The organism is Rahnella sp. BIGb0236 (assembly GCF_004364755.1).
Taxonomy (GTDB): Bacteria; Pseudomonadota; Gammaproteobacteria; order Enterobacterales; family Enterobacteriaceae; genus Rahnella; species Rahnella victoriana.
Genome location: NZ_SOAO01000004.1, coordinates 40,991 through 65,617, shown reverse-complemented (window position 1 = coordinate 65,617; position 24,627 = coordinate 40,991). Strand labels below are relative to the sequence as shown.

At 52.6% G+C, this 24,627-nt stretch carries 23 protein-coding genes; 13 read left to right on the top strand and 10 right to left on the bottom strand.

The features are described 5' to 3' along the window. Positions 1–17 precede the first annotated feature (17 nt). From EDF78_RS10025 to ghrB, 4 genes are all read left to right on the top strand, one after another. A complete protein-coding gene (locus EDF78_RS10025; RefSeq protein ID WP_119825564.1) occupies positions 18–1,052 on the top strand; it encodes a LacI family DNA-binding transcriptional regulator in 1,035 nt (344 codons plus the stop codon). Positions 1,053–1,265: 213 nt separating this feature from the next. Next, the gene (locus EDF78_RS10020) at positions 1,266–2,015 is read left to right on the top strand and encodes a sugar phosphate isomerase/epimerase (RefSeq protein WP_095924018.1); all 750 of its coding nucleotides are present in this window, start codon (positions 1,266–1,268) and stop codon (positions 2,013–2,015) included. 43 nt (positions 2,016–2,058) lie between these two features. Next, positions 2,059–3,351 (top strand): MFS transporter, encoded by a 1,293-nt coding sequence (locus EDF78_RS10015; RefSeq protein WP_095924019.1) that lies wholly within the window; start codon positions 2,059–2,061, stop codon positions 3,349–3,351. Further along, positions 3,348–4,325 (top strand): glyoxylate/hydroxypyruvate reductase GhrB, encoded by a 978-nt coding sequence (gene ghrB, locus EDF78_RS10010; protein ID WP_133823016.1) that lies wholly within the window; start codon positions 3,348–3,350, stop codon positions 4,323–4,325. Before EDF78_RS10015 ends, ghrB begins: the two co-directional genes overlap by 4 nt. A gap of 70 nt (positions 4,326–4,395) precedes the next feature. Here ghrB and EDF78_RS10005 read toward each other — a convergent pair whose 3' ends face one another. Beyond that, positions 4,396–5,586 (bottom strand): hypothetical protein, encoded by a 1,191-nt coding sequence (locus EDF78_RS10005; protein ID WP_243839441.1) that lies wholly within the window; start codon positions 5,584–5,586, stop codon positions 4,396–4,398. A gap of 273 nt (positions 5,587–5,859) precedes the next feature. On the opposite strand from EDF78_RS10005, the gene EDF78_RS10000 reads away from it, so the two are divergent. After that, positions 5,860–7,110, top strand: a complete 1,251-nt coding sequence (locus EDF78_RS10000) for a valine--pyruvate transaminase (RefSeq protein ID WP_133823014.1) — start codon at positions 5,860–5,862, stop codon at positions 7,108–7,110. Between the two features lie 214 nt (positions 7,111–7,324). Continuing rightward, positions 7,325–8,113, top strand: a complete 789-nt coding sequence (locus tag EDF78_RS09995; protein ID WP_133823013.1) for a YopT-type cysteine protease domain-containing protein — start codon at positions 7,325–7,327, stop codon at positions 8,111–8,113. Positions 8,114–8,185: 72 nt separating this feature from the next. Here the strand turns inward: EDF78_RS09995 and ibpB are convergent, their stop codons facing one another. After that, positions 8,186–8,620 carry a small heat shock chaperone IbpB gene (ibpB, locus tag EDF78_RS09990; protein WP_119825572.1) on the bottom strand — a complete coding sequence of 145 codons (435 nt, stop codon included), beginning with the start codon at positions 8,618–8,620 and terminating at the stop codon, positions 8,186–8,188. Between the two features lie 142 nt (positions 8,621–8,762). Continuing rightward, the gene (ibpA, locus tag EDF78_RS09985; RefSeq protein ID WP_013573359.1) at positions 8,763–9,173 is read right to left on the bottom strand and encodes a small heat shock chaperone IbpA; all 411 of its coding nucleotides are present in this window, start codon (positions 9,171–9,173) and stop codon (positions 8,763–8,765) included. Positions 9,174–9,554: 381 nt separating this feature from the next. Between ibpA and EDF78_RS09980 the strand changes: the two genes are divergently transcribed. Further along, on the top strand, positions 9,555–9,932 hold the full coding sequence (locus EDF78_RS09980; RefSeq protein ID WP_119825574.1) for a YceK/YidQ family lipoprotein: 378 nt from the start codon (positions 9,555–9,557) through the stop codon (positions 9,930–9,932). Between the two features lie 62 nt (positions 9,933–9,994). On the opposite strand, the gene EDF78_RS09975 is transcribed toward EDF78_RS09980, so the two are convergent. The 6 genes from EDF78_RS09975 to dnaA all read right to left on the bottom strand — a co-directional run bounded on the left by EDF78_RS09975 (position 9,995) and on the right by dnaA (position 18,391). After that, entirely contained in the window at positions 9,995–11,257 is a 1,263-nt protein-coding gene (locus EDF78_RS09975; protein WP_133823012.1) for a DUF3748 domain-containing protein, read from the bottom strand. Positions 11,258–11,283: 26 nt separating this feature from the next. Then, entirely contained in the window at positions 11,284–12,099 is an 816-nt protein-coding gene (gene yidA, locus EDF78_RS09970; RefSeq protein ID WP_095924026.1) for a sugar-phosphatase, read from the bottom strand. A gap of 142 nt (positions 12,100–12,241) precedes the next feature. Beyond that, on the bottom strand, positions 12,242–14,656 hold the full coding sequence (gene gyrB / locus EDF78_RS09965; RefSeq protein WP_095924027.1) for a DNA topoisomerase (ATP-hydrolyzing) subunit B: 2,415 nt from the start codon (positions 14,654–14,656) through the stop codon (positions 12,242–12,244). Between the two features lie 19 nt (positions 14,657–14,675). Continuing rightward, entirely contained in the window at positions 14,676–15,764 is a 1,089-nt protein-coding gene (gene recF, locus EDF78_RS09960) for a DNA replication/repair protein RecF (protein ID WP_112287222.1), read from the bottom strand. A 130-nt stretch (positions 15,765–15,894) separates the two neighbouring features. Then, positions 15,895–16,995 carry a DNA polymerase III subunit beta gene (gene dnaN, locus EDF78_RS09955; protein WP_013573353.1) on the bottom strand — a complete coding sequence of 367 codons (1,101 nt, stop codon included), beginning with the start codon at positions 16,993–16,995 and terminating at the stop codon, positions 15,895–15,897. A 4-nt stretch (positions 16,996–16,999) separates the two neighbouring features. Then, the gene (dnaA, locus tag EDF78_RS09950; RefSeq protein WP_119825578.1) at positions 17,000–18,391 is read right to left on the bottom strand and encodes a chromosomal replication initiator protein DnaA; all 1,392 of its coding nucleotides are present in this window, start codon (positions 18,389–18,391) and stop codon (positions 17,000–17,002) included. A 685-nt stretch (positions 18,392–19,076) separates the two neighbouring features. Between dnaA and rpmH the strand changes: the two genes are divergently transcribed. The 5 genes from rpmH (at position 19,077) to mnmE (ending at position 22,930) form a co-directional block, all read left to right on the top strand. Then, complete coding sequence (rpmH, locus tag EDF78_RS09940; RefSeq protein WP_009637487.1) at positions 19,077–19,217, top strand: 50S ribosomal protein L34; 141 nt, start codon at positions 19,077–19,079, stop codon at positions 19,215–19,217. An 18-nt stretch (positions 19,218–19,235) separates the two neighbouring features. Further along, on the top strand, positions 19,236–19,595 hold the full coding sequence (gene rnpA / locus EDF78_RS09935) for a ribonuclease P protein component (RefSeq protein WP_071823635.1): 360 nt from the start codon (positions 19,236–19,238) through the stop codon (positions 19,593–19,595). Beyond that, the gene (yidD, locus tag EDF78_RS09930) at positions 19,559–19,816 is read left to right on the top strand and encodes a membrane protein insertion efficiency factor YidD (protein ID WP_095924029.1); all 258 of its coding nucleotides are present in this window, start codon (positions 19,559–19,561) and stop codon (positions 19,814–19,816) included. The genes rnpA and yidD overlap by 37 nt, the downstream gene beginning before the upstream one ends. Positions 19,817–19,818: 2 nt before the next feature. Beyond that, entirely contained in the window at positions 19,819–21,453 is a 1,635-nt protein-coding gene (yidC, locus tag EDF78_RS09925; protein ID WP_119825580.1) for a membrane protein insertase YidC, read from the top strand. Between the two features lie 112 nt (positions 21,454–21,565). Continuing rightward, on the top strand, positions 21,566–22,930 hold the full coding sequence (gene mnmE / locus EDF78_RS09920) for a tRNA uridine-5-carboxymethylaminomethyl(34) synthesis GTPase MnmE (protein WP_119825582.1): 1,365 nt from the start codon (positions 21,566–21,568) through the stop codon (positions 22,928–22,930). A gap of 70 nt (positions 22,931–23,000) precedes the next feature. On the opposite strand, the gene EDF78_RS09915 is transcribed toward mnmE, so the two are convergent. Then, positions 23,001–23,600, bottom strand: coding sequence for a short chain dehydrogenase (locus EDF78_RS09915; RefSeq protein WP_133823010.1), 600 nt, complete (start codon positions 23,598–23,600; stop codon positions 23,001–23,003). Positions 23,601–23,701: 101 nt separating this feature from the next. On the opposite strand from EDF78_RS09915, the gene EDF78_RS09910 reads away from it, so the two are divergent. After that, on the top strand, positions 23,702–24,589 hold the full coding sequence (locus EDF78_RS09910; RefSeq protein ID WP_133823009.1) for a LysR family transcriptional regulator: 888 nt from the start codon (positions 23,702–23,704) through the stop codon (positions 24,587–24,589). The last annotated feature ends 38 nt before the right edge of the window (positions 24,590–24,627 follow it).

The following is a 24,627-nucleotide window of genomic DNA, read 5'->3' as shown; positions in this document are numbered from 1 at the left end:
ATGAGGGGAGAAAGGCTGTGAGCAAAAAACAGGAACCGGGCGCGGCTGTCCGCGCCACGATACGTGACGTCGCCAGCGCCGCGAAAACCGGTAAAACCAGCGTGTCACGCTATCTCAACGGTGAAAAACACCTGCTGTCCGATGCCCTGAAAGAGCGCATCGGACGGGCCATCTCCCTGCTGGATTATCAGCCGAGCCAGATGGCCCGCAGCCTGAAAAGCGGCCAGACGCGTCTGATCGGGCTGATCCTCGCTGATATCACCAACCCCTATTCTGTCGACGTCATGCGCGGTGTCGAAGCCGCCTGCCGTCAGGAAGGGCTGACCCTGCTGGTGTGTAACACCAACAACGAGCTGGATCAGGAGAAACATTACCTGCAACTGCTCAGCAGCTACCGCGTCGATGGCATGGTAGTTAATGCCGTCGGCATGCGTGAAGCGGCGATTTCCACGCTGCAACAGGCCAACTTACCGATGGTGCTGATTGACCGCAAAGTGGCAAATTTCGCCTGTGACGTCATCGGGTTGAATAACGCCGAAGCCACGCAGATGATGACCGGTCATCTTCTGCAACAGGGTTTTGAAGCCCTGCTGTTCATCAGCGAACCCGCCACCATCAATACCCGTTTCGACCGCTTACACGCCTTCCTGAAATGTATGCAGCAGTCCCCGCAACATATTGCCGAACAAGGCGAAATCGAGCTGAGCAATACCGAAGGGCTGGATACGCTGCTGCAGGATTTTGTCGCGCGCCATGCGGATAAGCATAAAGCCGTGATGTGCGTGAACGGTGCGCTGACGTTACAGGTAGCGCGCGCCATGCAGCGGCTGAATCTGCGCTGGGGGCCGGATATCGGTTTATCCGGTTTCGACGAACTGGTGTGGGCGGATCTGGCGGGCGTCGGGATCACCACGCTCAGGCAACCGACCTACGAAATGGGCGTGGCGGCACTGCGTCAGCTGGTGACGCGGATCCAGGGCAATACCGAACCGGTCACCGATCTGGAGTTTTCCGGCGAGCTGATGGCGCGCGGTTCCACGGCTGCCCGCTGAGCCTTTTCCTTCCTGTTATCTCCCCGTTCTTCGTGAGCGGGATCATATTTTTGTGCTTTTGTCCTGTCACATGGAACCGGTTCCAATTAGCGTGTATAAAACGAAACAAAACGTTAACAACGGCACGGCCCGTCATTTGTTCCACTAAAATGAGGTTTCGGAAATGATCGCCCGCGCCGCATTTTACGCAGCGCCCTCACAGGATAAACGTTCATGAAAAGAGAAGTCGTCATTGTCACCGCCGCTTACGGAAACAGCGTCGTCAACGCCCTTGGCGGACAGGCGGAAGTCCTGCCGATCATCGCAGAAGCGAAGGCCGACGGTGTGGAAATCCGCCGTGAATTGTTCTCTCCCGCCGATCTGGATTCCCTGCCTGCGCTGGCCGAAAAAATTCAGCAGAACGGTTTATTTGCCGTGTACTCCGTGCCTTTTGCCCTGTTTGCGCCGGGTGGCAAGCTTAATCCTGATGCACCACACTATTTCGAAGAGGCGCGCAGGCTGAATGCCCGCACCATCAAGTTTTCCCTTGGCGAATTTGAGCCGGGCGAAGACCTGACGCCGCTGAAAGTCTTGCTGGCATCCAGTCCGGTAAAGCTGGTGGTTGAGAATGACCAGACGCCGGAATACGGCATTCTGTCGCGCATTAATGCGTTTATGTTTGCCGCAGAATCACTGCATCTGCCACTGAGCATGACGTTCGACATGGCCAACTGGCTGTGGGTCGGACAGGATCCGGCAGTGGCCGCTGAGCGCCTGGCGCGACATGTAGGGTATGTGCATGTTAAAGCAGCGGAACAACGGGCCGGGAAATGGCATGCCGTCGCACTCGATAACAGCGATGGCAGCTGGGAACCTTTATTGAAAAGCCTGCCTCAGGATGTTCCACGCGGTATCGAATTCCCGCTTGAGGGTGATGATCTGACCGCGGTGACGCGCCATTACGTCGAACTGTTACGTCAGTAAGCGCCGTCGGGACCGTGCTGATGCACTATCAGGAGAAACAGTTATGAGCCAGTCCAGGATCGCCACCCGCCGCTGGTGGTACATCATGCCGATCGTGTTCATCACTTACAGTCTGGCGTATGTCGACCGCTCAAACTTCAGTTTCGCTTCGGCGGCCGGTATCAATGATGATCTTCACATCACCAAAGGCATGTCCTCCCTGCTGGGCGCGCTGTTTTTCTTAGGGTATTTCTTCTTCCAGATCCCCGGCACGATTTACGCCGAACGCCGCAGTGTCAGGAAACTGATTTTCTGGTGTTTGTTATTGTGGGGCGGATTCGCCTCGCTGACCGGCGTGGTGACGAACATTCCGATGCTGGCGGCGATCCGCTTTGCGCTCGGCGTGGTGGAAGCCGCCGTGATGCCCGCCATGCTGGTGTACATCAGTAACTGGTTCACCAAATCCGAACGCTCGCGCGCCAATACCTTTCTGATCCTCGGCAATCCGGTGACGGTGTTGTGGATGTCGGTGCTTTCCGGCTATCTGATCAAATCTTTTGGCTGGCGCGAGATGTTTATCTTCGAAGGCATTCCGGCGGTGATCTGGGCCGTTATCTGGTGGTTCACCGTCAAGGATAAGCCGGAACAGGTCGGCTGGCTGAGCGATCAGGAGAAACAGGCGCTGGCCGCACAGCTGGAAAAAGAGCAGAAAGACATTCAGGCGGTGGGCGGTTACCGGGAAGCCTTCCGCTCGCGCAATGTGGTGATGCTTTGCCTGCAATATTTCTTCTGGAGCATTGGCGTGTATGGCTTCGTGCTCTGGCTGCCGTCGATTTTGCGCGACGGAAAATCAATGGGCATGGTCGAAGCGGGCTGGTTATCTTCCGCCCCTTATCTGGCCGCCACTATCGCCATGATCCTGGTGTCCTGGGCATCGGACAAAATGCAAAACCGTAAGTTGTTTGTCTGGCCGTTATTGCTGGTCGGCGCGCTGGCATTCTTTGGTTCATGGGCCGCTGGCACAAACAATTTCTGGCTTTCGTACAGTTTACTGGTCATTGCCGCTGCGGCAATGTATGCCCCGTACGGGCCGTTTTTTGCCATCATTCCTGAAATGCTGCCGAAAAATGTCTCCGGTGGCGCAATGGCATTGATCAACAGTCTGGGCGCGCTGGGCTCGTTTTTTGGTTCCTGGTTTGTCGGTTATCTCAACGGCAACACAGGCAGCCCGGCAGCCTCCTTCATTTTCATGGCCGTGTCGTTACTGGTTTCCGCAGGCTTAACCCTGCTGGTGAGACCGCGAAAGGCCAACATTCAGCCGAAAGAAGTTTCCTTAACCCAAGGGAGTAAGTCATGAAGCCGTCTATTGTTTTATATAAAAATTTACCCGCAGATCTGCATCAGCGTCTCGAAGAGCATTTCACCATCACTGAATTTGATGGCATCACGGATAAAAACCGCGCTCAGGTGTTTGATGCGCTGCAAAATGCGGAAGGGTTGCTGGGTTCGGGCGGAAAAGTGGATAAGGAACTGTTTGACCATGCGCCACGTCTGCGCGCCGTTTCGACCATTTCCGTCGGCTACGATAACTTTGACGTGGCAGAACTGACCCGCCGCGAAATCCCGATGATGCACACGCCGACGGCGCTGACCGATACCGTCGCCGATACCGTGATGGCGCTGGTGCTGTCCACCGCGCGTCGGGTGGTGAATGTGGCCGGGCGTGTGAAAGCCGGTGAATGGAACGATAACATTGGCGCGGACTGGTTCGGCACTGATGTTCACCATAAAACCATGGGCATCGTCGGCATGGGACGTATCGGTCTGGCGCTGGCACAACGCGCGCATTTCGGCTTCGACATGCCGATTTTGTACAATGCACGCAGCCAGCATAAAGAAGCGGAAGAGAAGTTTGGCGCGCGTAAATGCGAGCTGGATGAACTGCTGAAAGAGTCTGATTTCGTCTGTATCTTGCTGCCAATGACCGAACAAACGTTCCATCTGATTGGCAAAGAGCAACTGGCGAAAATGAAATCCAGCGCCATTCTGGTCAGCGCCGGACGTGGTCCGGTGATTGATGAACCGGCCCTGATCGAAGCACTGAAAGCCGGTACGATTTATGGCGCAGGCATGGACGTGTTCGAGACTGAGCCGCTGCCAAAAGATTCTCCGCTGCTGAGCCTGCCAAACGTGGTGGCGCTGCCGCATATCGGTTCCGCAACGCATGAAACCCGTTACGACATGGCGGCCTGTGCCGTGGACAATCTGATCGCAGCACTCAAGGGTGACGTGAAACAGTTCTGCGTTAACCCGGAAGTCCTGAAGAAATAAGCGACAGGGGTTTTCAGGGACCGGTCCGGGCACGGCCTGCGGCCGGTCTCCCTGTCGGTATTGAAAAAAGTCAGAGGTATTTCAGTAATATCTCTCTGATTTTTCTGTCTGCTTTTCTTGCATACATTTCCAGGTTAAACGCCTGAAGGCTGTTTTTCAGTGCCGTTGTCGGGACATCCTCGGGTGCCAAAAGTTTAAGGACGATGCTGCGGGTATAGCCTTCTCTTCCCGCGACCATCGACTGAAATTTGTTGAGCAATTCTTCGCCCCCCAGTTCATGAGCACGGGCATTCAATCCGTAAATAAGAGGATCTTTCCAGGTTTGCTTGTCGTAATAAGGTAAACGCTTTTTCAGTGACAAATAGTCGGAAAGGCTTTGATCGCCCGACATCATGCCGGACTTGCTGATACTGGTCAGGTTTTTGAATGTGGTGGCGGGAATCGTGTGGGTAATAAAGATATGTATTTTTTTCTTCCCCGTACCGCGGGAAAAGCCGTGACGCTGGATTTTATTTTCGTCTTTCATCATTGAGTAATGACATTCAGAAAATAAATCTTCATAAGGTGTCCCTGCAAAGCACTCTTTAAGGCTTTTCAACAAACGCGCCATGTTCTCTTTTTCCCTGCACACCAGGACATACACTGAATTATTCTGCAACTCTCTGTCTTCGATCAGCGTATTAATAATGAAAATTTGAGAACAGGCTACTACGGTATCCGAACTTAAATAGGCAAAATATAAACTACAACTTTTCGGTAAAGATAAATTGTAACTGTCCAGCAATTTAATGATGTCTTGTTTGGATGATTTTTTTATATTGATCACTTCCCGCTCAGGCATGGGCAAATAACCCAGCGATTTCTTAGAGAAACCCAGGCTATGGATAATGATATTTTCCACACACCAGCTCAACAGGGCGACCTCATAGTCCCGATCGGATGAACCGACGTCACGGCTCACGTCCATTTCATCAATCAGAATAACTGTATTGCACGTTATGATGTCCAGCTGATAGAAAAAATCAGCCAGCACTGTCGATAATACATCGGGAGACAAGAGACTGTGGGGCGTTACAATAACTATCGGGTCATCATAATTCAATTCTTTACCCGGATTGAATAACTCCTTTCCCTGAACATTAATATGTCTTGTTTTAGCATTCACCGTAATTAATTCCCCCTCAGCCCCGGTGCTCCGCGCGATGTCTTTTATTTTCTTCCCCAGCGCATGGTCTCCTCCGCCTGCCGTGAAGAGATTCATTATAATTATGCTTCTTTTCATTTTATCAACCTTGTTTATATGTTTCGAAAAATAATTATGCCAAGGGGGAAACAAATATAACAAGACGGTTTTTATTACTCTGTCATTAAGCATAAAGGGATCCGCGCAGGGATATTTGAGAAATACAGTGAATGATTTTCCGTGTTCATCTTTTTTAATACTTCTCCACGCCAAAACCCGCTGGTCCGATTGCACTGCCTTGCGGCAGGCGTTATGGTGGACATCACATTTCGATAACATACAAAGCTTTCTATGACGTTTTCTGCTTTCGGTGACAAATTTACCCGTTTTTCAGGCATCACACGCCTGATGGGCGACATGAATGACGGTTTACGCACGCCCGGCGCGGTGATGCTGGGCGGGGGCAATCCGGCTCAAATTCCTGAGATGCAGGATTACTTCCAGACACTGCTGGCGGAAATGCTGGCCGCAGGCAAGCTGACCGAAGCACTGTGCAATTATGACGGCCCGCAGGGCAAAGACGTGTTGCGTCATGCTCTGGCAGAAATGTTGCAGAAAGAACTGGGCTGGCAACTTGATGCGCAAAATATCGCGCTGACCAATGGCAGCCAGAGCGCCTTCTTCTATTTATTCAATCTGTTCGCCGGACGTCGCGCTGATGGCAGCATGTCCAAAGTGTTGTTCCCGCTCGCACCGGAATACCTCGGTTACGCCGACGCCGGTCTGGACGAAAATCTGTTTGTTTCGGCTAAGCCAAACATAGAATTACTGCCGGAAGGCCAGTTCAAGTATCACGTCGATTTCGATCATCTGAACATTACCGATGACATCGGCCTGATCTGCGTCTCACGCCCGACCAACCCGACCGGTAACGTGATTACTGACGAAGAGCTGATCCGCCTTGATGCGCTGGCGCAGCAGAAAGATATTCCGTTACTCATCGATAACGCTTACGGCGTGCCGTTCCCCGGTATCGTATTCACCGAGGCCACGCCGTTGTGGAATCCGAATATTATTCTGTGCATGAGTTTGTCGAAACTCGGCCTGCCGGGTTCGCGCTGCGGTATCGTGATTGCCGATGAGAAAATCATCAAAGCGATCAGTAATATGAACGGGATTATCAGCCTGTCGCCGGGCAGTGTCGGCCCGGCCATCGCCAATGAAATGATCGCCCGTGGCGATCTGCTGCGCCTTTCCGAAGATGTGATCAAACCTTTCTATTACCAGCGCGTGCAGGAAACCATCGCCACGCTGCGCCGTTATCTGCCGGAAGAACGTTGCCTGATCCACAAACCCGAAGGCGCAATTTTCCTCTGGCTGTGGTTCAAAGATTTGCCGATCACTACCGAAGTGCTGTATCAGCGGCTGAAACAGCGCGGGGTGCTGATGGTACCGGGCGATTATTTCTTCCCGGGGCTGGAACATCCGTGGCCGCACACCCATCAGTGCATGCGCATGAACTACGTGCCTGATGCGGAGCAGATCGAGCGCGGCGTGAAGATTCTGGCGGAAGAAGTTGAAAAAGCGCACGCGGAAGGTTGAGAGTTTATTATTTAAGGCCGGAGTAACAGCTTAATTACCCTGGCCTTTTTATTTACAGAAAGCATCCTTTATTTAAAACAAACCCTGTATAACCCCGTAATTAAACAAATACTTAATTTATCATTAAGCATTTCGCTCATGAAAAAACCTTAATATAAAACCCTACTTTTTCGTAAGACATTCATCCACAAATTAACTCTTAGAAAAATCACCCATGTCTATAGAAAATAAATTAGCGCTATTTGCCTCTCAAACTCATGGTCAATACTCTCCTTTTGATCAAAATGCTTATATGCGGAAAAATCGCTGGGTAAGCGATAACCCCAGAAACCTGGCAGGAGCATGGATTGGTAGCTTCCGACTTCCGGGAATGAATAAAGAATTATATGGTTTACGAGGTGTGTGTCTTGGCCTGTCTGCGGCCTATCTGGTAAAAGGACGTAACTGGAGCACATTCAAACAATATCTTGATTCCCCTGAGTGCCATCGGCTCACACTGGGCATCATGAATTATCAGGAACAATTTGGTGAGATCAGTCTGGCGAGAAAGATTGCCGCTGAACAGGCAAAATCCCAGGCAGCGGCCCAAAATGGTGCAGCAGCAGTCAGCAATATAAAAAAGATAACTACGCCCAAACAGATAGAATACGTCACGACTGCCGATGCTATTAATTTGTTGGTAAAGATTCAGGGAAAGATTAACTTTATCAGTAGAGTTGAATTATCACCGATTGAAGACATCGAGGAAAGAATAGAAACCTTAATGAAGCATATTGATTCAAACTTCGGTTACCTGTTAAACATAAGAGGCGGGGGTAGCGGACACGCAGTAAGTCTCACCACCGGACAAAAAAGGATAAAGTTTTTTGATCCTAATTACGGTGAAATATCCTATCCTGACACAAAAACAGGACGAGAGTATTTTAAGTCTGCTCTTTATTTTTTATTTTACGAATTTTATAAAGAGTATAACAACATAATTATCTCTCGTTTTACTTACTGATTAACATCATACACTTCTCATCACATCCTGCTTTATGTTCCCCCTCATCGGGGGAACATAAACAGATCACGTTTATTCAGATTGATTTTCCAGTGCCGGTTTCTCTGTACCAATCGCAATTTTTTGCGGCTGCAACGCTTCCGGCACATCCCGCACCAGATTGATATGCAGCAGGCCATGGGTAAACTCAGCCGCCGACACATGCATATGTTCTGCCAGCGTGAAGCTCAGGGTGAAAGGCTTAATCACTAACCCCTGATGCAGATATTCCACTTTGGTTTCCGGCTGTGCAGGCGCGCCGCTGACCGTCAAACGCGGCCCTTCGACTTCAATATTCAGTTCGCTTTGCTGGAAACCCGCCAGCGCCAGTGAAATCCGGTAATGGTTATCGTCGTATTTTTCAATATTGTATGGCGGAAACGCCTGATCCGCGCCCTGCATTGAACTGGCTAATTTATCGAATCCAATCCACTGACGCAGTAATGGGGAAATATCGTAGTTACGCATAATGTCACTCCTTCTATGAAGCAAGTTGGTTAATTCCGCCACCCTTTTGGCTGTGACGGTGCAGCTCCCTGACGGCGAGCCTAAACTTTTTCAATTTCTGGCGGTCAATAACGATGGCCGCAAGGGATTTATTGCCGGTAAATCAGCGGATTTCGATACGCCGCGGTTTGGACGATTCAGGAACGACACGTTCCAGATCGATATACAGCAAACCGTTCGACAAATTGGCCGCTTTTATCTGGATATGCTCAGCCAGCTGGAATTTGCGCTCGAAATTACGTTCCGCAATGCCCTGATATAAATACGTCCGCTCAGTGTCGCCGGGTGCATGTGCACCTTTGACCAGCAGCATGTTGTCGTGCGCGGTAATGTCCAGCTCAGATTCGGCGAAACCGGCTACCGCGATCGCAATCCGGTAATGGTTTTCGTCAACCAGCTCGACATTATAAGGGGGATAGCCGCCGCCCTGATTCTGACCCGATTCGATGAGATTAAATAAACGGTCAAAACCAATGGCAGAACGGTATAACGGGGATAAATCAAAATTACGCATGCCAACTTCTCCTGATATTCAGCGAGTATTTTTAAATAGCCTTCCAGTCGGACAGGCCAGCGTCGCAGTGATGACAGGAGAACCCTTCCGGCGTTCCTCCTCCTGCGTCGTACAGTAAAAATGGAGACGAAAGGGATTTTTTCAAGCCGGTAAAAACAAAAAAATTTGGCTGCTGTTTATAGGCTGACAGCCAAAATACATGACAGGTCAGGGTGAAAAACCAGGGAGAGCAGGCGGATTCCTGCAAGATTTCAAATAGTAATTACACTTAATGGGATCGCAGCCACAGAGCTACAGCTTGCTTTGTTAATTTTTTGTGCTGAGTGGTATAAGTCCCTTTGACTTAAAAACTCAGCCTGACAGCATAAGATGAGTTCTAACATGAAGAAATTTGCATTAACGCCGCTGATGACAGGATGTGTTTTTTTAGCGACGAGCGGATGTTCCAGCGTGATGACCCATACCGGGGGCGATACAGGGTATTATTCGGGTGCACGCGCGGATGTGAATATGATGAAAAGCGATGACACCAGTTGGGCGATGACGCCACTGCTGTTAATCGATTTACCGTTCAGCGCCCTGCTGGATACGGTATTGCTGCCTTACGATTACTATCGCAGCGGGACAGTGACCACCCGCGATCGCGTTAAGGCCAGCGAGGAACACAATATTGCGCTGAGTAACGGGGTCGATATCGATCATGTTCCGCCAATGACCACCACCGATCGCGGTCACAAGTCTTCGGCGCATAAAAAATAAACGTACAAAAGCCGGCCAACACTATGGGATCGTTTCAAACCCTGGCCGGTTTACTCAAAGAACTACCGAGCGTGAGTAACAAAAATCTGAGCGAATTCCCCGCACTGACGCATAAACGCGACCCTGCTGCCATCTGGCGAATACACCACCGCATCCGCACAGGGCGCAATATCTGACCGTGGCGTTAACCGCTGCATCTCTCCGCTTTGCACATCCAGACGCATCACGCTGTTGTCGCAGACCAGCGCCAGCGACTGTCCGTCCGGGCTCCAGCTGAACGCGGACTGAATGCCGTGCTCACAATGGCTGATTTGTACCGGCGCGCCGCCGTTCGGCGAAACCGTCCACAACTGAACGATATCGTTGTGATCTTTCATCAGAAACGCAATCCGGGCGTCATCCGGTGAAACCCGCAGCCAGTGACGCGGTTGCAGGGCAATGCCCTTTTCAGTGAACGTGAGCCGCCGCTGTTTCACGCCGTCGGGCGGCGCAGGCAGTGTTTCCGGCGTGCCTTGCAAAGGTTTTGCTCCCGCCTGTCGGTAATCCGCATCGTTCTCAGGTAAATCCACTACGAAGATTTCCGGATGCTTTTCGCCATCAGCAGAAAGGGTATCGCCGATAAAGGCCAGCGCCCAGCGCTGACGGCTGCCATCCGGTTTTATATAGCCTTCGCGGCCAATCCAGCCCTCTTCATAAGCCCGGTTAATCTCATCACTGCCGGGCTGCGGCGTGGCCGTCGTTTCGCTGACCAGGACGCTGAAATGGCTGCCATCATATTCACGGGGGTGATGTTTTGGAGGTGTGACCGGATGCCCTGAAATCGCCACGCCGACATTGCGCAGGTCGAGCGCCGGATCCCGCTCATGTAAGACATGGTCGTTGTAGGTAAAACTCAGGCGTGAACTGTCCGGACTGAAAACGTGCACATGTGTGCCACCCCGCAACGCACCGGGGGTAAAGGGGGCGGTGATATCCATCGCATCCAGCGTGACGGCACCGGCGCGCTGCGGCTCAGAGACCATCACGCCGCGCCGGTGATGAAAATCGTACTGCCAGCTTTCATCGGGATTTTCCGGGCCATGAATAAACACATAACGCGCGGGATGTTGCAGGCTGACCGTTACCACGCCGACGTGCGCGCCATCCTTCGCCTGATAAAGCACTTCCGTCTCACCGCTTTCAATATTCACACGCTCAATGGTTGAGCCGGTAAAAGAACCGCCGTGCGGACGGACGTCATACACCAGCCACTGGCTGTCCGGCGTCCAGACGTTAATGTTGGTCAGCTGGTGCCCGCGGGCATCAGCGGTAAGCTGTTTTTCCATGGCCGCGAGGCTCCTTCAGGGCAGGTTCAGACGTTGAGTACGAATTTCTCAATGGCAAACGCCACGCCGTCTTCCATGTTGGTTTTGGTCACGAACTGGCTGACGGCTTTGACGCTGTCGAGCGCATTGCCCATCGCCACACCCGTTCCGGCGTATTCAAGCATCGCAATGTCGTTTTCCTGATCGCCGAGCGTCATCACGCTTTCACGTGCGATACCCAGTTTTTCGGTCAGGGTTTTCACGCCTTCGCCTTTATTCACGCGTTTATCCAGGATTTCGAGGAAATACGGCGAACTTTTCATGATGGTGTAGCGTTCTTTCGCTTCTGCCGGAAGCTGGCTGATGGCGCGATCCAGCAGTTCCGGATCATCAATCATCATCACTTTCGGGAAGGTCAGCGCCGGATCCATTTCTTCAGCAGGGCAGAATTGCAGCGGAATACCGGTGGTGAAAGATTCATGCACGCTGTATTTGCTGATATGACGGTTGGCGGTAAACAGGTCTGTTTTGGTCAGTGCGTGGAAGTGAACACCGAGCTGACGGGCCAGTTGTTCAAAGTAGTGATAATCTTCAATTCTGAGGGCTATTTCGGCGATCACGCTGCCATCTTTGGCATTATGCACCAGCGCACCGTTGTTGGTGATGCAGTAACACCCTTCCTGCTGTAAATCCAGTTCCATCAGATAACGCTGTACGCCAATAAAAGGACGGCCGGTCGCCAGAACGATTTGCACACCCTTTGCCCGTGCTTCTGACAACGCTTTTTTAACGGCAGGAGTGACTTCATGTTGCGGATTGAGCAACGTCCCGTCCATATCAATTGCAATTAATTCAATAGCCATAGCATCCTCAGAGTTTAAATAACCTGCTTCAATGCTAACGCGATTAGCCGCTGTAAAGCCAGCCGGAATGCGGGTCGCGTCAGACGAAAAAAAAGTCCGAAACGGTTTCCCGGTTCGGACTCTTTATCAGCTCAGACCCTTATCAGATATCGATATTGGCGGCTTTCAGGGCGTTCTCTTCGATAAAGGCGCGGCGCGGTTCAACCGCATCGCCCATCAGCGTCGTGAACAACTGGTCAGCGGCGATGGCATCCTTCACGGTCACACGTAACATGCGACGTTGCTCAGGATCCATGGTGGTTTCCCACAGCTGTTCAGGGTTCATTTCACCCAGACCTTTGTATCGCTGAATCGACAGACCACGACGGGACTCTTTCACCAGCCATTCCAGCGCCTGTTCGAAGCTGGTGACGGGCTGACGGCGTTCGCCACGTTCGATGAAGGCATCTTCTTCGATCAGGCCGCGCAGCTGTTCGCCCAGCGCACAGATTTTACGGTATTCGCCGCCTTTGATGAAATCGGCATCCAGATCGTAATCGGTATCAACACCGTGGGTGCGGATACGCAGAACCGGCTCGAACAGCTGATGTTCGCGGTTTTCACGCACGATCGCGCTGTAAGAACTGCCGTGCTGCTCTTTTTCGTTGAGACGCGCCACCAGCGATTCCATCCAGGCCTGCACTTTCGCCTGATCAGCCAGATCTGCACCCGGCAGGGTCGGCTGATAGATCAGGTTATTCAGCAGCGCACGCGGATAACGACGTTCCATGCGGCCAATCATTTTCTGCACGCTGTGATGTTCAGCGACCAGTTTCTCCAGCGGTTCACCCGCCAGGGCTGGCGCATGGGCGTTGGCGTGTAACGTTGCCCCGTCCATCGCAATGGAAATCTGATACTGATCCATTGCTTCGTCATCTTTAATGTACTGTTCCTGCTTGCCTTTTTTCACTTTGTACAACGGCGGCTGGGCGATGAACACGTGACCACGTTCTACAATTTCAGGCATCTGACGGTAGAAGAAAGTCAGCAACAGGGTACGGATGTGTGAACCATCGACGTCGGCATCGGTCATGATGATGATGCTGTGATAGCGCAGTTTGTCCGGGTTGTACTCGTCACGGCCAATGCCGCAACCGAGTGCTGTAATCAGCGTTGCCACTTCCTGAGAAGAGAGCATTTTGTCGAAGCGCGCTTTCTCAACGTTGAGGATTTTACCTTTCAACGGCAGAATCGCCTGGTTCTTACGGTTACGGCCTTGTTTTGCAGAGCCGCCCGCTGAGTCCCCTTCCACTAAGTACAGTTCGGAATGTGCCGGGTCGCGTTCCTGACAGTCCGCCAGTTTGCCTGGCAAGCCAGCCAGATCCAGCGCGCCTTTACGGCGGGTCATTTCACGCGCTTTACGTGCCGCTTCACGGGCACGCGCTGCGTCGATGATTTTACCGACAACGATTTTGGCGTCTGACGGGTTTTCCATCAGGTAATCCACCAGCTTCTCGTTCATCAGCGTTTCAACCGCTGTTTTCACTTCAGAAGACACCAGTTTGTCTTTGGTCTGAGAAGAGAACTTAGGATCCGGCACCTTCACAGACACCACAGCAATCAGGCCTTCACGGGCATCGTCACCGGTGGCGCTGATTTTAGATTTCTTGCTGTAGCCTTCTTTATCCATGTACGCGTTCAGGGTACGGGTCATTGCCGAACGGAAACCGGCTAAGTGAGTCCCGCCATCGCGCTGTGGAATGTTGTTGGTGAAGCAGTAAATGTTTTCCTGGAAACCGTCGTTCCACTGCAACGCCACTTCAACGCCAATGTCATCTTTGACCGTGGAGAAATAGAATACGGTCGGATGGATTGGGGTTTTGTTTTTGTTCAGATATTCCACGAAAGCTTTGATACCGCCTTCATAATGGAAGTGATCGTTTTTACCATCACGTTTATCCAGCAGGCGGATCGCCACGCCGGAGTTCAGGAATGACAGTTCACGCAGGCGTTTCGCCAGAATGTCATACTCGAATTCAGTGTGATTGGTGAAGGTGTTGAAGCTTGGCCAGAAACGTACCGTGGTACCGGTCACGTCAGTATCGCCAATCACTTTCAGCGGATCCTGAGGTTCGCCATGCACGTAAGTCTGGGTGTGCACTTTGCCTTCGCGGCGGATAACCAGTTCCAGTTTTTCTGACAGGGCGTTAACGACGGAAACACCCACGCCATGCAGACCGCCGGAGACTTTATACGAGTTATCGTCAAATTTACCGCCGGCATGAAGAACGGTCATGATGACCTGAGCAGCAGAAACGCCCTCTTCTTCATGAATACCGGTCGGAATGCCACGACCATCATCCTGTACGGACACAGAGTTATCCGCATGGATCGTGACCTGAATCTCTTTACAGTGGCCCGCGAGGGCTTCGTCGATAGCGTTGTCCACAACCTCGAATACCATGTGGTGCAGACCAGTGCCGTCATCGGTATCGCCGATATACATGCCGGGGCGCTTACGCACCGCGTCCAGCCCTTTTAATACCTTGATACTTGAGGAGTCATAAGAATTCGACATCAACGTTTCTCGCTCATTTTTAGTCCTGTGATAGAACGGCTATTTTACCTTGTTCCACGCGGAACATCTTGCCCTTTTCACCCATCATGTCGGTCACTTGCTCAGCGCTTATCGCACTGACAAAAACCTGTGCCTGGGTGGCTTTCAGGCGATCGGCCAGCAACCGACGTCGGTCGGCGTCCAGCTCAGAGGCAAAATCGTCAAGAAGATACAGGCAACGCCGCCCGCTCTGTCGGGTGAGAAACTCACCCTGCGCCAGTCTCAGCGCGCACATCAGTAACTTCAACTGCCCGCGGGACAGTAAATCTTCCACCGGCGTGCCGTCGGCACGAATGCGGAAATCCGCTTTATGCGGGCCTGATGCGGTATAAGTTAAGGCTCTGTCGCGCTCAAAATTACGCTCCAGCAACTCGCCGTACTCCGTTTCCTTGTCCCATCCACGCTGGAAAGAAAAACTGAGGGCGAATTCAGGCAGGAATTGCGCGCAGGTCGCACTGATATCAGCCGCGATCGCGTCGCTGTATGCTGCCCGCCATTCGCTAATGCGCTCGGCTAACGGGATCAGCTCCTGATCCCAGGCGCGAATTTGCGCATAACGACTCACCTGTCGCAGCGCGGCGTTGCGCTGCTTGAGTAACCGTCGCAGGTTGCTCCAGGCGATAAAAAAACCGGGGTCGTGATGAAAACAACCCCAGTCAATAAATGCCCGCCGGTACTTCGGCCCGCCATTAAGCAGGGTGAAGCCTTCGGGTGTGATCAATTGCATCGGCAGCATCTGTGCCAGCTCAGACACTTTGTGTCCGTCACTGCCATCAATGCGCACTTTACTGTCGCCCTGACGGCTTTTGCTCAGGCCAATCGACAACTCACGATCACCGCCGTCATCCACACGCGCATGGAGAACAAACTCCGGCTGATCGTGACGGATAACGCGTCCGGCCTGCAAACTGCGAAAAGCGCGGCCATGCCCCAGCGTATAGACCGCTTCGAGCACGCTGGTTTTACCGCTGCCATTGGGACCGACCAGAAAGTTAAAACCGGGCGACGGATCTAAATCCGCCGCCTCGATGTTGCGGAAATCTTTTATCAGTAAGCGCGTTAAGGCCATCTACATCCATTCCAGGGCGTCATCGTCGCAGCCAGTTTGCGTGCAGACAGCGCACAGCAAGCGGAGCGTACTCAGGTACGTGACATTGCGGGCACTGCCCAATCGCAAAATGACAAGTAAGATCGCCCGATCAGAGCCTCATCGGCATGACGACGTACGCCGCCGACTGACTGGCCGCGTCTTCGATCTGCACGCTGGAAACAGAGTCGGTCAGCAGCAGATTCACGTCTTCGCACTTGAGCGCATTGAGCACATCCAGCACGTAACTGACGTTAAAGCCGATTTCCATTTCGGTGCCTTCGTAGCCGACATCCAGAATTTCTTCTGCTTCTTCCTGTTCCGGGTTATTCGCGGTGATTTTCAGCTGGTTATGGCTGACATACAAACGCACGCCACGGAATTTTTCATTGGACAGGATCGCTGCACGGGCAAACGCCTGTTTCAGCAAATCGCAGCCTGCCTGCAGCGTTTTGTCCGGATTTTTCGGCAATACGCGGCGATAATCAGGGAAACGACCGTCAACCAGTTTGGACGTAAAGATAAAGTCGCCGACGTGAGCACGGATATTGTTGCTGCCGATTTGCAGCTGCAATGTGGTGTCACCGCCATCCAGCAGACGCACCAGTTCCATCACGCCTTTACGCGGCACGATGACTGAATGCGAAGGCAGCGACTGGCCGATCGGCATAGAACATACCGCCAGACGGTGGCCGTCAGTGGCAACAGTACGCAGTTCTTCACCTTCGGTTTCGAACAGCATGCCGTTTAAATAATAACGCACGTCCTGATGGGCCATCGAGAACTGCGTGGCTTCGATCAGACGTTTCAACGTGGCTTGCGGCAGGGTGAATTCTACCTCGCTTTGCCAGTCGTCGAGATTAGGGAAATCTGTCGCCGGCAGGGTCGACAGCGAGAAACGGCTGCGGCCTGATTTTACCAGCATGCGGTCGCCGTCGAGAGCGACGGAAATTTCCGCGCCTTCGGGCAATCCACGGCAGATATCAAAGAATTTACGCGCCGGTACCGTGGTGGCACCCGCTTCATGTGGCTGAGACAGCGCGACTTTCGCCACCATCTCCATTTCCAAATCCGTCCCGGTCAGCGACAGCGCGCCATCCGTCACCTGTAATAACAGGTTACCCAGAATAGGCAACGTAGGTCGTCCACCCAGCGGGCTACTGACCTGTTGCAGTGGTTTCAGCAAATGCTCACGTTCAACAATAAATTTCATAGCGCTAGGAAGATAATGTTCTGATTAAGTTGGAGAAATCTTCTTTGATGTCGTGACTTTCTTCACGCAACTGCTCGATTTTACGGCAGGCGTGCAACACCGTGGTATGGTCCCGACCACCGAACGCATCGCCGATTTCTGGCAGGCTGTGGTTGGTCAGCTCTTTCGCCAGCGCCATCGCCATCTGGCGTGGGCGGGCTACCGAACGGGAGCGCCGTTTGGAAAGCAGGTCAGCGACCTTGATTTTATAATATTCGGCCACTGTTTTCTGAATATTATCAATAGTGACCAGCTTCTCCTGAAGCGCTAACAAATCGCGCAACGCTTCACGAACGAAGTCGATGGTGATCGCACGGCCGGTAAAGTTGGCATTGGCGATCACGCGGTTCAGTGCGCCTTCAAGCTCACGCACATTGGAACGCAGACGTTTAGCAATAAAGAAGGCCACTTCGCCCGGCAGACGGATATCGTTCTCGTCGGCCTTTTTCATCAGGATCGCTACGCGGGTTTCTAATTCAGGCGGCTCGATCGCCACCGTTAAACCCCAGCCGAAACGCGATTTCAGACGATCTTCTACACCGTTGATCTCTTTTGGATAACGATCCGAGGTCAGGATGATCTGCTGATTGCCTTCCAGCAGGGCATTAAAGGTGTGGAAGAACTCTTCCTGTGAACGCTCTTTATTGGCAAAGAACTGGATGTCATCGATGAGCAACGCATCGACAGAACGGTAATAGCGTTTGAACTCTTCAATGGCGTTGTTTTGCAGGGCTTTGACCATGTCCTGAACAAAACGCTCGGAGTGCATGTACACCACTTTGGCATTGGCTTTGCGCGCCATGATGCCGTTACCGACCGCATGCAATAAGTGGGTTTTACCCAGGCCGGTGCCACCATAAAGGAAGAGCGGGTTGTATGCGCCACCCGGATTATCCGCCACCTGACGCGCCGCCGCGCGGGCCAGCTGGTTGGATTTACCTTCTACGAAGTTATCAAAGGTATGTTTCGGGTTGACGTTAGAGCGATAAGACAGTTCGGGCTGAACCGGTGAGCTGTCCCAGCTTGGACGGGAAGGCGCCAGACGTGGGATCGCAGGCGCAGCCTGTGAACTGACACTGGCCGCGACAGGCTGGCTGACGCGTTGGATCACCGGCTTGCTGCCGACTTCAAATCGCAGCACCGGTGCATCCGTGCCGCAGAAATCATTAAGCAAGCCGTTAATATTGTTTAGGTATTTGTCACGAACCCAATCCAGGACAAAACGATTCGGGGCGTACAGCGCCAGCGTATTGTCGTTGAGTTCCGCCTGCAGGGGGCGTATCCACATACTGAATTCTGTGGCAGGTAGTTCATCCTGCAAACGGGCAAGACATTGCTGCCAAAGCGAAAGTGACACGGCGGACTCCACTCGAACAAGTATCAAAAAAGAAAAGGATCAGGATATTTTTTAAATCATGATTTTTGGCACACGTTCCGCCCGGCTATGGGGGAAATTTCTCTCACCACCCTGTCAGTGGCGTAAAGTCACGTGCGAACCGCTTTTTACGGTTTGTGTCGATCACTTCCCTGCTGGGATCGCGATCGGAATGGCGGATCATAACGCAATCCGGCACAGAGATCCTCCCCTTCCTGACAGTTTAGATCCTTTTTATCCACAGGCAGCGATCGGCAAGTGGGTAAGCTTAGCCGATCCTTTTTAAATTAGGCGATGTAATCATCACTCTGGTGAAAAAATAGGAGTCCGCTGAGCTAAATTTCATCACATTGCGAGAAAGATCTCATGCCTGTGGATAAGGATCAGCCGAGGATCCTTGCGATTTATGGCAGAGTCCGTATAATCCTCAGCCCTACGTGTGAAGCCTGTGTTCCTGATGGTCATAACCAGATGGATATTGCGGTGTGACCACGGGCAATTCTGGTAAACACTTGAACCATTTCTGGCAATGTAAATTGACTCAGGACTGTACAGTTATTACAATCCCGCTTCTTTATATGTTGCGACAAAGGCACCGGTCGTTTTTTCGCCGAAATGTCTTCGCGTTTACTGATCAGTAATAATTTAAGTTTAGGTAGAAATCGCCATGAAACGCACTTTCCAACCGTCCGTATTGAAGCGCAACCGTAGCCACGGCTTCCGTGCTCGTATGGCCACCAAAAATGGTCGTCAGGTTCTGGCTCGCCGTCGTGCGAAAGGCCGTACCCGTCTGTCAGCTTCTAAGTAATAAAAGCTAACCTATTTAGTGGTTAAGCTCGCTTTTCCCAGGGAGTTACGTTTGTTAACTCCCCGTCATTTCACTTTCGTCTTCCAGCAGCCACAACGGGCTGGCACGCCGCAAATCACGATACTCGGCCGCCTGAACGAGCTGGGGCATCCCCGCATCGGTCTCACCGTCGCAAAAAAACACGTCAAACGCGCACATGAACGCAATCGGATTAAACGCCTAACCCGCGAAAGTTTCCGGTTGAATCAGCACACGCTGCCGTCGATGGATTTTGTGGTGGTCGCCAAGAAGGGTGTCGCCGATTTAGATAATCGCGCGCTGACGGAAGCGTTGGAGAAATTATGGCGTCGACATTGCCGACAGGCTCCCGCATCCTGATAAAGCTGATACGTGGTTATCAGTTATTCATCAGTCCGTTGCTCGGGCCACATTGCCGCTTTCGACCAACCTGCTCTCAATACGGTATTGAAGCAATTGGTCGTTTTGGCATGTTAAAAGGCAGTTGGTTGACTTTGAAACGCGTATTAAAATGCCATCCTTTGAACCCAGGTGGTGATGACCCCGTACCGCCGAAAACCGACAATAACAGAGAACACTAACGATGGATTCGCAACGCAATCTTTTCCTCATCGCTCTGCTGTTCGTGTCTTTCATGATCTGGCAGGCATGGCAAACGGACCACGCTCCGCAACCGGCCAACCAGACCACGCAACAGACTGCGAACACTGCAAACGGTGATGCTGCTAATCAGGCTGTTCCTGATAGCGGACAGGGCAAATTAATTACAGTTAACAGTGATGTGCTGTCATTAACGATCAACACCCGTGGTGGCGACATTGAGCAGGCTCTGCTGAAGGCGTACCCGACGACTTTAGGCTCTGACCAGCCTTTCCAGTTACTGGAAACCACTCCTAATTTCCTCTATCAGGCGCAAAGCGGCCTGACAGGCAAAAACGGTCCAGACAATCCGGCTAACGGCGAACGCCCTCTGTTCCAGGCGAGCTCCGATACCTTCACGATGGCTGAAGGCCAGTCTGAACTGCGCATTCCGATGACTTACACGGCGGCAAACGGTGCGGTTTACACCAAAACCTTCGTGATCAAACGTGGCTCTTACGCGGTAAACGTTGAATACAACATCAACAACACCACGGCAGCCCCGCTTGAACTGACCATGTTTGGCCAGCTGAAACAAACCACCGAATTGCCTAAGCACCGTGATACCGGCAGCAATAACTTTGCTCTGCACACATTCCGCGGCGCGGCATACTCCTCAAGTGATGACAAATATCAGAAGTACGCGTTCGATAAGAGCGAAGCGCTGAATGTCACCACGCAGGGCGGTTGGGTTGCGATGTTGCAGCAGTACTTTGCTACCGCGTGGATCCCGTCAGCGAAAGACACCAATACCTTCTTCACGACCACCAATAACGGTATCTCAACGATTGGCTTTAAAGGCACGCCGTTTACCGTTGCACCAGGTGCGCAGCAACAAGTTGCGTCTATCCTGTGGGTTGGCCCGGAAATTCAGGACAAGATGGCCGCTATCGCGCCTCACCTGGATCTGACGGTTGACTACGGTTGGTTGTGGTTCATCTCTCAGCCACTGTTCAAACTGTTGAAATTCATTCAAGGGTTTGTCGGTAACTGGGGCTTCTCGATCATCGTAATCACCTTTATTGTCCGCGGTATCATGTACCCACTGACCCGCGCACAGTACACGTCGATGGCGAAAATGCGTATGCTGCAGCCGAAACTGGCCGCCATGCGTGAACGTATCGGTGATGACAAACAGCGCATGAGTCAGGAAATGATGGCGCTGTATAAGTCTGAGAAAGTGAACCCGCTGGGGGGTTGTCTGCCGCTGGTTATTCAGATGCCAATCTTCCTGGCACTGTATTACATGCTGTCTGGTTCCATTGAATTGCGCCATGCGCCATTTATCCTGTGGATCCATGACCTGTCAGCGCAAGACCCGTACTACATTCTGCCGGTTCTGATGGGTATCACGATGTTCTTCATCCAGAAGATGTCGCCGACCACCGTCACTGACCCGATGCAACAGAAGATCATGACCTTCATGCCGGTCATCTTCACCGTGTTCTTCCTGTGGTTCCCGTCCGGTCTGGTGGTGTACTACATCGTCAGTAACCTGGTCACCATTCTCCAGCAGCAGCTGATTTATCGCGGGCTGGAAAAACGTGGCCTGCACAGCCGCGACAAGAAAAAGTCATAAGTGAATGTCAGGGCGGCTTTCGTCCTGACCGCTAAACTTGATGATTAAAGACAAAGGCGGTCATTTGACCGCCTTTTGCATATCCGTAAAAAGACCAACAGAGATCATTGCTATGAGCACCTCAGATACCATTATTGCCCAGGCAACTCCACCCGGCCGCGGTGGTGTGGGCATTTTGCGCATTTCCGGCCGGGCGGCGCGTGATGTGGCACAGGCTGTCTTAGGTAAACTGCCGAAACCACGTTATGCCGATTATTTGCCGTTTCAGGATGCCGATGGCAGCACGCTGGATCAGGGCATCGCGCTGTGGTTCCCCGGCCCGAATTCCTTTACCGGTGAAGACGTGCTTGAGTTACAGGGCCACGGCGGGCCGGTGATCCTGGATTTACTGCTCAAACGCATTATCGCGCTGGAAAACGTGCGTATTGCGCGTCCGGGCGAATTCTCTGAACGGGCATTCCTTAACGACAAACTCGATCTGGCACAGGCTGAAGCGATTGCTGACCTTATCGACGCCAGTTCCGAGCAGGCCGCACGGTCTGCGGTTAACTCCTTACAGGGCGCTTTCTCGAACCGTATTCATCATCTGGTGGAAGCACTCACTCACCTGCGGATCTTCGTCGAAGCGGCAATCGACTTCCCCGATGAGGAAATCGACTTCCTGTCCGACGGCAAAATCGAAGCGCAACTGAATACCGTGATGGGCGATCTCGACGCCGTACGTGCGGAAGCACGTCAGGGCAGCCTGCTGCGCGAAGGGATGAAAGTGGTGATTGCCGGTCGTCCGAACGCCGGTAAATCGAGCCTGCTGAACGCGCTGGCAGGCCGTGAAGCGGCAATCGTCACCGATATCGCGGGCACCACGCGCGACGTTTTACGCGAACACATCCATCTCGACGGCATGCCGTTGCACATCATCGACACCGCCGGGTTACGTGAAGCCAGCGACGAAGTGGAGCGTATTGGTATCGAACGTGCGTGGAATGAGATCGAACAGGCGGATTTAGTGCTGTTTATGGTCGACGGCACCACCACGGCGGCCACCGAACCGGCAGACATCTGGCCAGAATTTATGGCCCGCCTGCCTGCGACGTTGCCGATTGTCGTTGTGCGGAATAAAGCCGATATCACCGGCGAAGCCCTGGGACAAACGGAAGTGAATGGTCACTCACTTATTCGTCTGTCTGCCCGCACGGGCGATGGCGTGGATCTGCTGCGCGATCATCTGAAACAGGTGATGGGCTTCAACCATAATATGGAAGGCGGATTCCTCGCCCGTCGCCGTCACCTGCAGGCGCTGGAACAGGCCGCACAGCATCTGGTTCAGGGCAAAGATCAGTTGCTGGGTGCATGGGCAGGTGAATTGCTGGCAGAAGAACTGCGCCTGGCACAGCAATCGCTGAGCGAAATCACCGGCGAATTTACGTCTGATGATTTGCTGGGGCGGATTTTCTCCAGCTTTTGTATCGGTAAATAATCAGCCCTTCGCCACCAACAAAACCCACATTGCGCAATGTGGGTTTTTATTGGATTAAACAGATTACGCCTTACCAGACTTTATAAACGCGCCCGGTTTGCGCACCTTCCACACTGCGACGATAGGCTTTTGCCACACGCGCTGCCGATGCTGCCTCAAAGCCGGGGAAGAACGGGCCGTAAGCTTTCAGTGACTCTTCCACCACGGTCGGGCTGACCACGTTGATGCGAATCCCCCGGGGCAGTTCAATCGCCGCGCCACGGACAAAACCTTCCACTGCCGCGTTCACTGTGGTGGCGTTTGCTCCCTGACGGATAGGTTCATCCGCAATGATGCCGCTGGTCAGCGTGATCGACCCGCCATCATTCAGGAATGACTGACCGATCAGCGCAATGCGTACCTGCCCCAGTAATTTGTCCTGTAATCCGCTGTTGAACTGTTCTGCCGTCATTTCAGTCAGCGGGCCAAAGTGCAGGCTGCCGGTGGTGGCGATAATCGCATCGACATTTCCCGTGTTGCGGAAAAGCGTTTTCACGCTGTTTTCGTCAGTGATATCGACCTGAAAATCGCCCCGGTTTTTGCCTGCGGTGATGATTTCATGGTCTGCGCCAAACTCCCGAATCACCGCCTGACCTAATGTGCCTGTACCGCCAATCACTAAAATTTTCATCACAGATCCCTCAACGTTGGTTTGTCAGATCATCTTTCACCAAACTCAGGGTTAGATATAGACTCATATTCTTCGTTCTGTTCTAACTCAGGGTTTGTAATGTGGATAAGCTGCGGAATATCGAAGTCTTTGTCAGCGTAGTCGAAACCGGAAATTTCAGTGCTGCGGCAGAAAAACTGGGGATCTCGGCGGTGATGGTCGGTAAACACATTCAGCAACTGGAAAAGCATCTGAATGCCCGCCTGTTGCAGCGTACCACCCGCAGGCAAAGCCTGACCGATGCCGGCGAAGTGCTTTATGAAAACGGCAAACGGGTGCTGGATCAGATGAAATTCACCGAAAGCGCAATGGAAAGCCTGCAAAGCGTGCCGACCGGGCTGCTGCGGGTCAGCGCGCCGGTATCGCTGGGTTCCAGTGTCGTGGCGCCGATGCTGGCCCGTTACCTGCAAAAACATCCTGAAGTGAACGTGGAACTGATACTGAGTAACGCCCGGGTCGATTTGATCGGTGAAGGTTTTGACGCGGCGATCCGTATCGGTGAGATCGGCGATGACCGGCTGGTCGCAAAGCCACTGAAGCCTTATGAAATGGTGATCTGTGCGTCTCCGGGGTATTTGCAGCAGTTCGGCACGCCCGTTTCACCGGACGATCTGAAAACGCACCCGTGTCTGGTGCATACCGTCTGGAATCAGAGCGAAGGCTGGCAACTGGCGAATGCAGAACGCACCACGTCGGCGTGGCCGGTGAACAGCCGCTATGTCTCCAACGACGGCCATGCGTTGCGTGCCGCCGCACTGGAAGGCGCCGGTTTGTTATTGCAGCCCAAAGTATTGCTGGCACAAGACATCGCCAGCGGGAAGCTGATCCCGGTGCTTGAATCTTTTATTCCGCAGCCCCGGGCGGTGCATCTGGTGTATCTGCCTGATTTCAGGCCGCGCGCCAAGCTCAACAGCCTGATTAACTTCATGACTGAACACGCCTTTTACTGAGTCATGCCACAAAATGAAAAGCGGTAAGTGATTGCTCA